General features: G+C 43.9%; 9 protein-coding genes. 5 read left to right on the forward strand and 4 right to left on the reverse strand.

The genetic code is table 11. From position 1 onward, the window contains the following. Nucleotides 1-226 precede the first annotated feature (226 nt). The gene (gene fur / locus QVA83_RS18855) at nucleotides 227-655 is read left to right on the forward strand and encodes a ferric iron uptake transcriptional regulator (RefSeq protein WP_014949741.1); all 429 of its coding nucleotides are present in this window, start codon (nucleotides 227-229) and stop codon (nucleotides 653-655) included. 50 nt (nucleotides 656-705) lie between these two features. On the opposite strand, the gene QVA83_RS18860 is transcribed toward fur, so the two are convergent. From QVA83_RS18860 to QVA83_RS18875, 4 genes are all read right to left on the reverse strand, one after another. After that, complete coding sequence (locus QVA83_RS18860) at nucleotides 706-1572, reverse strand: D-amino acid aminotransferase (protein ID WP_049587284.1); 867 nt, start codon at nucleotides 1570-1572, stop codon at nucleotides 706-708. Further along, a complete protein-coding gene (locus QVA83_RS18865) occupies nucleotides 1569-2516 on the reverse strand; it encodes a 5-oxoprolinase subunit C family protein (RefSeq protein WP_156078453.1) in 948 nt (315 codons plus the stop codon). The genes QVA83_RS18860 and QVA83_RS18865 overlap by 4 nt, the downstream gene beginning before the upstream one ends. Then, the gene (gene pxpB, locus QVA83_RS18870) at nucleotides 2513-3253 is read right to left on the reverse strand and encodes a 5-oxoprolinase subunit PxpB (protein WP_156078454.1); all 741 of its coding nucleotides are present in this window, start codon (nucleotides 3251-3253) and stop codon (nucleotides 2513-2515) included. Before pxpB ends, QVA83_RS18865 begins: the two co-directional genes overlap by 4 nt. Before the next feature lie 135 nt (nucleotides 3254-3388). Then, nucleotides 3389-4126 (reverse strand): 5-oxoprolinase subunit PxpA, encoded by a 738-nt coding sequence (locus tag QVA83_RS18875; protein ID WP_156078455.1) that lies wholly within the window; start codon nucleotides 4124-4126, stop codon nucleotides 3389-3391. Nucleotides 4127-4191: 65 nt separating this feature from the next. Between QVA83_RS18875 and QVA83_RS18880 the strand changes: the two genes are divergently transcribed. From QVA83_RS18880 to QVA83_RS18895, 4 genes are all read left to right on the forward strand, one after another. Next, complete coding sequence (locus tag QVA83_RS18880) at nucleotides 4192-5076, forward strand: CvfB family protein (RefSeq protein ID WP_156078456.1); 885 nt, start codon at nucleotides 4192-4194, stop codon at nucleotides 5074-5076. Nucleotides 5077-5160: 84 nt separating this feature from the next. Next, the gene (locus tag QVA83_RS18885; RefSeq protein WP_014949747.1) at nucleotides 5161-5553 is read left to right on the forward strand and encodes an OsmC family protein; all 393 of its coding nucleotides are present in this window, start codon (nucleotides 5161-5163) and stop codon (nucleotides 5551-5553) included. A gap of 213 nt (nucleotides 5554-5766) precedes the next feature. Beyond that, complete coding sequence (locus tag QVA83_RS18890) at nucleotides 5767-6900, forward strand: efflux RND transporter periplasmic adaptor subunit (RefSeq protein WP_014976746.1); 1134 nt, start codon at nucleotides 5767-5769, stop codon at nucleotides 6898-6900. A 25-nt stretch (nucleotides 6901-6925) separates the two neighbouring features. Next, the coding region (locus QVA83_RS18895) for an efflux RND transporter permease subunit (RefSeq protein ID WP_287498804.1) at nucleotides 6926-7413 on the forward strand (488 nt) is incomplete at its 3' end.

The following is a 7413-nucleotide window of genomic DNA, read 5'->3' on the forward strand; positions in this document are numbered from 1 at the left end:
TCAAAAGTTTTATTTATTTTACACATTTAGTAGATAAATCTGGCACTTACAACCTGGTCAGGCCAGACGCCACGCGGCCTGTGTCCATGTCACAATTTTTAAAAACATTGCACAATGCGTAAATTTTCAGCGAGAAAACAAAGTTTCCACGGTTTTGCTTTTAAATTGTTTCAACTTACCTATAATAACCACCAAATACTTATTCACTCGTTCTTAGTAGGTTGTAATGGATCAAAATAAAGAATTGAAAAAAGCAGGGCTAAAAGTCACTCTGCCTCGCCTTAAAATTTTACAAATTCTGCAAGAGCCAGAAAACCAACACATCAGCGCTGAAGACGTTTACAAAATCCTTATCGAACAGGGTGAAGAAATTGGTCTTGCTACCGTGTACCGCGTGTTAAACCAATTTGATGATGCAGGCATTCTTAATCGCCACCATTTCGAAGGTGGAAAATCTGTATTTGAAATCAGTCACAAAGATCACCACGACCACCTTGTGTGTTTGAAGTGTGGCAAGGTCATTGAGTTTGAAGATGACATTATCGAAGAACGCCAAGAGATGATTGCAAAGCAACACAAGATGAAGCTAACGCATCACAGCCTTTACTTATACGGTGAGTGTACAGACGGTAACTGCGACAACTTACCTGAATAACTAACAGTTTTATTCTAGCAAAAGGCCCGCTTTAAGCGGGCCTTTTTTCGTTACGCTTTAAACTTATATGCGTGGTAAGCCTTAATTGCTTTCTCCCACACGTCACCCACTTCCCCTGTGCCAATAGGTTTCCCGTCTACTTCAACTACCGGGGCAACTTCTTTGCTTGAAGAGGTTAACCATACTTCATCTGCCTCCAGCAACTCATCTTTGCTAAACCAAGTTTCAGTAACAACCAAGCCTGCCTGTTTAAATGCTTCAATTGCAATGGCGCGAGTAATACCGGGAAGAAGTTCATGGTTTAAGGGGGGCGTAGATATACATCCGTCTTTCACCATAAACACGTTGCATGAACTTGCCTCGGTTATCATACCTTCGCTGTTGTACAAAATAGTTTCGTTAACGCCTGCGTCAACACCTGCTTGGTAGTGCATTACATTGCCTAACAAGGATGTGGATTTGATATGGCAGCGTTGCCACCTTTTATCCTGTTGAAGCGCAACTTTGAAAGGCCTTGCTTCAGATTTTGCTGTAGGCTGTGGTGGCGCTATTTCAAAAGCAAACCCGAATACAGTGGGTGCTATATTCTTAGGGTATGCATGAAAACGTTTTGTATCGGTGCCACGGCTTACGTGGAAATAAACACCAATGTTTCCGCTTTCTATAAACGCTTTGTTTTTTTCGACCAAGCTGGACAAAATGTCTTGCCATTCTTCTGCTGAATAAGGGTTAGCGATTTCAATAGCTTTAAGGCCTTGCGCCATACGCGATGTGTGCCCCTTGAAGCCTACTGCGCTACCAGAATACGTTGGAATGACTTCATAAATACCATCACCAAAAAGGAAGCCTCTGTCCATCGGAGAAATTTTAGCCTCAGAAAGAGGCATATACTCACCGTTTAGAAACGCAATCGTCACAATATTTCTCCTTGTAGTCGGCGACGCCTACTTGTCATCAGTAGCCAGTCTGCCCTTGCTTCTTCTTCATGTTGAAAAACAAAATTCACTTTTTCGCCTGGCACGGCTTGGGCCAAGCGACTTATATCACAGGGGCTTACACAGCCAAGTTTTGGATAACCCCCTAATGTTTGTCTGTCGCGCATCATTACAATAGGCTGCCCATCGCCGGGAACTTGAATTGCACCTAAATGAATTGCCTCTGAGCGCATGTTTTCTATATCGGCTGTAACTGATTCACCGGTCAACCTAAAGCCCATGCGATCGATAGCCGATGAAACCGTATAGCTGCTTGTTTCAAACGTGCGTAAAGCAACAGCGCTAAAACTCGAAAACTGATACCCGGGAATAACCCGAATAGACTCTAAAAAACCATAGTTGTCTATGTGCTGCCGCGAGAGAGTGCGCATTCTAGCGGTGCTTTTAATTCTGCTGTTAGCTGAAATGTCGATGCAATCGCCATCTTTTAACGCGCATCCCTTACCATCCAACCCACCAAGTTGTTCGCGTACTACCGTACATGCACTCCCTACCGCTTTTGGCACATGCCAATTTCCACCTATTGCCAAATAGGCTTTGCTACCAAGTAGAGCGCTGCCAAACGTAATAGTTGCGCCTGCCGGTACATGTTGGCTCTGGTATGTTGCTTTAGCGTTTCCATCTACGTCGAGTGACGGTTCCCTGCCAGTCACAGCAATAATACAATCTTCATCAACCCGTAATCGCATTTCACCAATCGCTTCGAAGCATGGCGTACCGTCTAAATTGAAGGCTAGAAAATTGGCCCAATCATAGGCGTTACTATCCATAGGGCCTGATTCACAAAATCCATCCCGTTGTCGCCCTACCCGTCCGTTATCTATGATAAGGCTAAACAATCCTTTACTGAGTACTTCAATTCTCATCGCTCAACCTGCAATCCTGCTCTATATTCCTGTTCAGTAACTGAAACAAACCTAACCACATCACCTGCTTTTAACCGCGCTTCACTTTGCTCATTTTTATGAATGAGCATGTCGAACGCCGTAAGCCCCAATAAATTCCATCCTCCAGGTGATTCACTGGGGTAAACAGCAGTTTGCCTGTCAGCAATTGCAACCGCACCTTTAGGTACCCGTTTGCGCGGTGTGCCTAGTCGCGCACATTTGAGCGCTTCTGGAATATCACCCATATAGGCAAAGCCCGGAGAAAAACCCACTGCGTATACTTTATAAGTCGTGCTAGTGTGCAATTCGATAATCTCTTCAATAGACAGTGACGTTTTCTTACTCACTACACTTAAATCACTTGCATTAGGCGCACCGTACCAAACAGGAATTTCAATCACGGCGCTACTTTTATTCTCTTTTGCTTGCAAAGAGAATGATTGCAGGCTCATGTCTTCAGCGCTTAGATTACTTATGGCACGGTATACACCGTGGCTATCAATTAATGCCATATCAAAAATAATCAACAGGCTGTCATAGGAAGGCACACACTCACGCAGCCAAGCCCACGAATCGCTTCCCTTTTTGCTATCTATCGCTGCCAGCATGTGATGACAGGCATTATTCGCGTCGTCCAGGTTTGCGCCATCAAAGTACAAAATAATGGCGTCTGCACTTGCTGTAACTATTCGCTTAATGCGACCGAAAGCTTGCATCTACTGTCCTTGTTATTTAAACGGCTGTCAGTGCTTGGTTCTGAGTACTTAGTTTTAGATATACCACTCTCAGCACAACAATGGGTAACAGCCTCTTGTATTGTTCTTGTAAAATGTGTTTTTTATGAGGCAGGTTTATAGAAATGTTCTGATTTTCTTTGCAATATTCACCGCCCCTTTAGTATCGCCATGTACACACAGAGAATCCGCTTCTATTGCAAGTGTTGCTCCCGAAGCTGTCGTTACTGTTCCCGATGATATAAGTTGTTTAGCTTGAAGCAATGCGTCGCTCTCGCTTAACACGGCACCTTCGATCAAGCGAGATTGCAGTAAACCTTCATCGGTATAACGCCTGTCTGAAAACGCTTCAAAATACAACGGCAGCCCCCACTCTTGCGCAGCGTCTTTAAGCGCTGCATTTTGCGACGTAGCCTGTACCATTAGCGCGAGGGGCGAATTTAACGACTGCATATTTATTTCAGCTATGCTTTGCATTACCGTGCGCATGACAGCTGTATCTTTCATCATGTCATTGTAAAGCGCACCATGAGGTTTCACATAGCTTACGTTGGCCCCGCAAACCTTTGCCATTCCACTCAATGCACTCACTTGATATTGGATCATAGCGCTGAGTTCATCAGCGGCAATCGCCATACTTCTGCGACCAAATCCCTGTAAGTCTGGATAGGCTGGATGGGCACCTATGACCACATCATGTTGTTTGGCTAACCGAATAGCCTGCTTCATCACTAATGGGTCACCAGCGTGAAAACCACACGCAATGTTGGCCTGATCAATTTCTGCCATAATGGCCGATTCCACCGGCATTGACCACGCGCCAAAACTCTCACCTAAATCGCAATTTAACTTCATAATGGTTTAGCTCTTACGTTCATTCCAGTATCATGTTACCTGTTCTTTTTAAAAAGTCAGTGCTGATGATAAATATTGGAAAAATTAATACATTACGCGTGGTAGCCCAATACCCTTTTGGCTACGCTTTAGCGCCACTTGTCGTAAACAACGACGAAAACGACTGCGTAATAGAAATAGATGATGCTGAAGAGCTGCAAACTGTGACCCTTGCGATTGACGAAGTAGAAACTTCCCTCGCAGAAGGACAACAGATAGACGTATTTGTAGCCACAGATCAGCGCGGCGATCTCTATGCCACCATGAAGAAACCTTTGATTCAAGTTGGTGAAACTAAGGTACTTAAAGCGGTATCTGCCACTAACTTTGGTGCATTTTTCGACTGGGGTTTAGACAACGACCTTTTAATGCCCAACGACTACCAAGCCCAACCTGTTAATCCAGGTATGTACTATGTTGTTCACACCTTTTTTGATGATAAAACCCAGCGTATTTTAGGTGCTACCAAGCTTCACTATTTTCTAAAGGAAAGTAGTGCCTATCTCAACGAGGGCGACACAGTGCAATGCTTGGTTTATGCCAAAACTGATTTAGGTTTTAAGGTAGTTATCAATGAAAAAAGCTTAGGTCTTATTTTCCATAGCGATGCCTTTAAGCCACTTAAAGTCGGGCAAGCTACTGAAGGGGTAATTAAAGCAATTCGTGACGACGGCAAGGTGGATGTAGCCCTTCAGCGCGTAGACAAAGGTGGCCGTGATGCACTTCAACAAGCCATTTTAGATGACTTAGAAGCCCACGGTGGCATTTCTACGCTAACAGATAAGAGTGCGCCAGAAGCCATTTACTCTCATTTTAACGTGAGTAAAGCGGCGTATAAAAAAGCGTTAGGGGCGTTATATAAGCAAAAGAAAATCACGCTTAGCCCAGATGCAGTTCGCCTTAACAAATAAACGCACATGTCACAGCTGCATTGAAGCGCTAAACTGGCCTGTCTTGCAGCTTCCTTTTTTATTTTTATGACATTAGGACAAACAATGAAAGCACGTGTTTCTTGGGATCAAGATTTAACTTTTACAGGAACTACCGACAGCGGTTACAAAACGGTGATGGACGGCAGCGGTAAGGCTGTATCTCCGATGGAATCAGTGCTGTTGGCAGTTGGTGCATGTTCAAGTATTGACGTGGTAGATATTCTTAAAAAAGGGCGCTTTAACATTGAAGCCTGTAACTGTGAATTAGAAGCTGAACGCGCTGAAGAGCCGCCTCGTGTATTTACTAAAATTCACGCGCATTACACAGTGTCAGGTGAAGGCATTAGTGAAAAGGCCCTTGCTCGCGCTGTGCAGCTTTCTGCAGAAAAATACTGTTCCGTCATGCTAATGCTAACGGGTAATGTTGAGATCACTACAAGCTATACTTTGGTTTAATAAACTATAGTAGAACCAGCCTCTTTTTAGCGATTCTCGCTAAGCATTAGTAGAAAAGGCCAACCACTTGGGTTGGCTTTTTCGTTGAAACTGTTTGTTACACTCATAAGTGATTGATATTATTAACAATTAACATTAGTTAACATCTTTGGCATATTAGCTGCTGTATATGGTCATTATTATATAACGACAACTACGTTAGGGTTATTGACCATGGAAACTACAACGCACAGCAACACCTCTTTTTCACCATCACATTCTTTATTACCGTTTTCGCCAACATCACTCAAATTACTTGTTGGAAGCGGTATTGTTGCCCTCTCTCTCTCGATGACAGCATGTTCTGATGCTGATGCCATTAATGACCAAGCCAACGCCACCGAAGTTGAAGAAACCGTTTTTGCTATTCCCGTTGAAACCCAAACCATTGTTACTGGCGACATTACGTCCACTTACGATACAACCGCTATTTTAGAAGCCCGTGAAGAAGCATTTGTGGTTGCGCGAGCGTCTGGAATTATCGAAGAAATCTTCGTAGAAGAAGGTGATTATGTTGAAAAAGGCCAGGTACTGGCACAGCTTGATAAACGCCGCTACGAGCTGAACTTATCAAAAGCTTTGGCTGATTTAGCTGGTATTGAAAGCGAACTAGAAAAGGTCAACAAAGTCTATTCCAAAAAGCTTATCAGCGATGACACTTACGACAAGCTCACTTCGCAATTTGAATCAGCAAAAGCGTCTGTACGCTTGGCTGAACTTGATTTGAAAGAAGCAACGATCACAGCACCGATTGATGGATACATTGCAGAAAGGAATGCCAAAGTGGGCAACCTGACTGAATCGTTCCAACGGGAGAGAATGTTCCATATCGTTCAGCAACGTAATCTTCAAGGCATTGTGTATCTGCCTGAAAATGAGCTACCTAACGTAGTGATTGGACAAGGTGCAATGCTTACCGTGGCGGCTTTAGGCGACAGAAGTATCACCGCGAGTGTTGAACGTATAAGCCCGGTCATCGATGCGACCACCGGCACGTTCAAAGTAACCTTAAAAGTACCTAACGAAGATAACAAACTTAAAGCCGGCATGTTTACCGATGTGTCACTTGAGTACGCAACACATGCTAACGCCACGTTGTTGCCTCGTAGAGCGCTAGTTACCATCGATAATAATCATAGTGTATTCGTTGTCGACAACGGCAAAGTTAAAAAAGTTGATATTTCTACAGGTTTCGAAAACAACGAAGTCATTGAAGTTATTAATGGTTTAAACGGTAATGAAGAAGTGGTTACCGCAGGCCACCAAAACTTGAAAGACAGCGCCCCTGTTGAAGTAGTTAACAGCTAATTCGGCCCAACAAGGAACTCACACAATGCGTATTGTAGATATTGCTGTAAAGCGCCCTGTTGCCGTTAGTATGTTCACTTTTGCGGTATTGCTATTTGGTATGGTGTCGTTAGGCAGACTGTCGGTTAACCTACTGCCTGACTTATCTTACCCTACTCTCACCATTCGTACTGACTACGACGGTGCAGCGCCAGGCGAAGTCGAGCAACTGGTTTCAAAACCCATTGAAGAAGCCATTGGCGTAGTAAAAGGCGTACGTAAAGTTACGTCCACATCGCGCGCAGGCCAGTCTGACGTAGTGCTTTCATTTGCATGGGGTACTGACATGGATTTCGCGAGCTTAGAAGTGCGCGAAAAACTCGATGTTTTACAACTTCCCCTTGATATAGAAAAGCCAAGACTCCTTCGTTTTAACCCAAGTTTAGACCCGGTAATTAAACTGGGGCTGACGGCACAAAGCGATACGTCAAGTTTAAGCGTAGCGCAAATGAAGCGATTACGTTTGTATGCCGA

It is taken from the genome of Alteromonas sp. AO-Serp, assembly GCF_017849675.1.
Classification (GTDB): domain Bacteria; phylum Pseudomonadota; class Gammaproteobacteria; order Enterobacterales; family Alteromonadaceae; genus Alteromonas; species Alteromonas macleodii.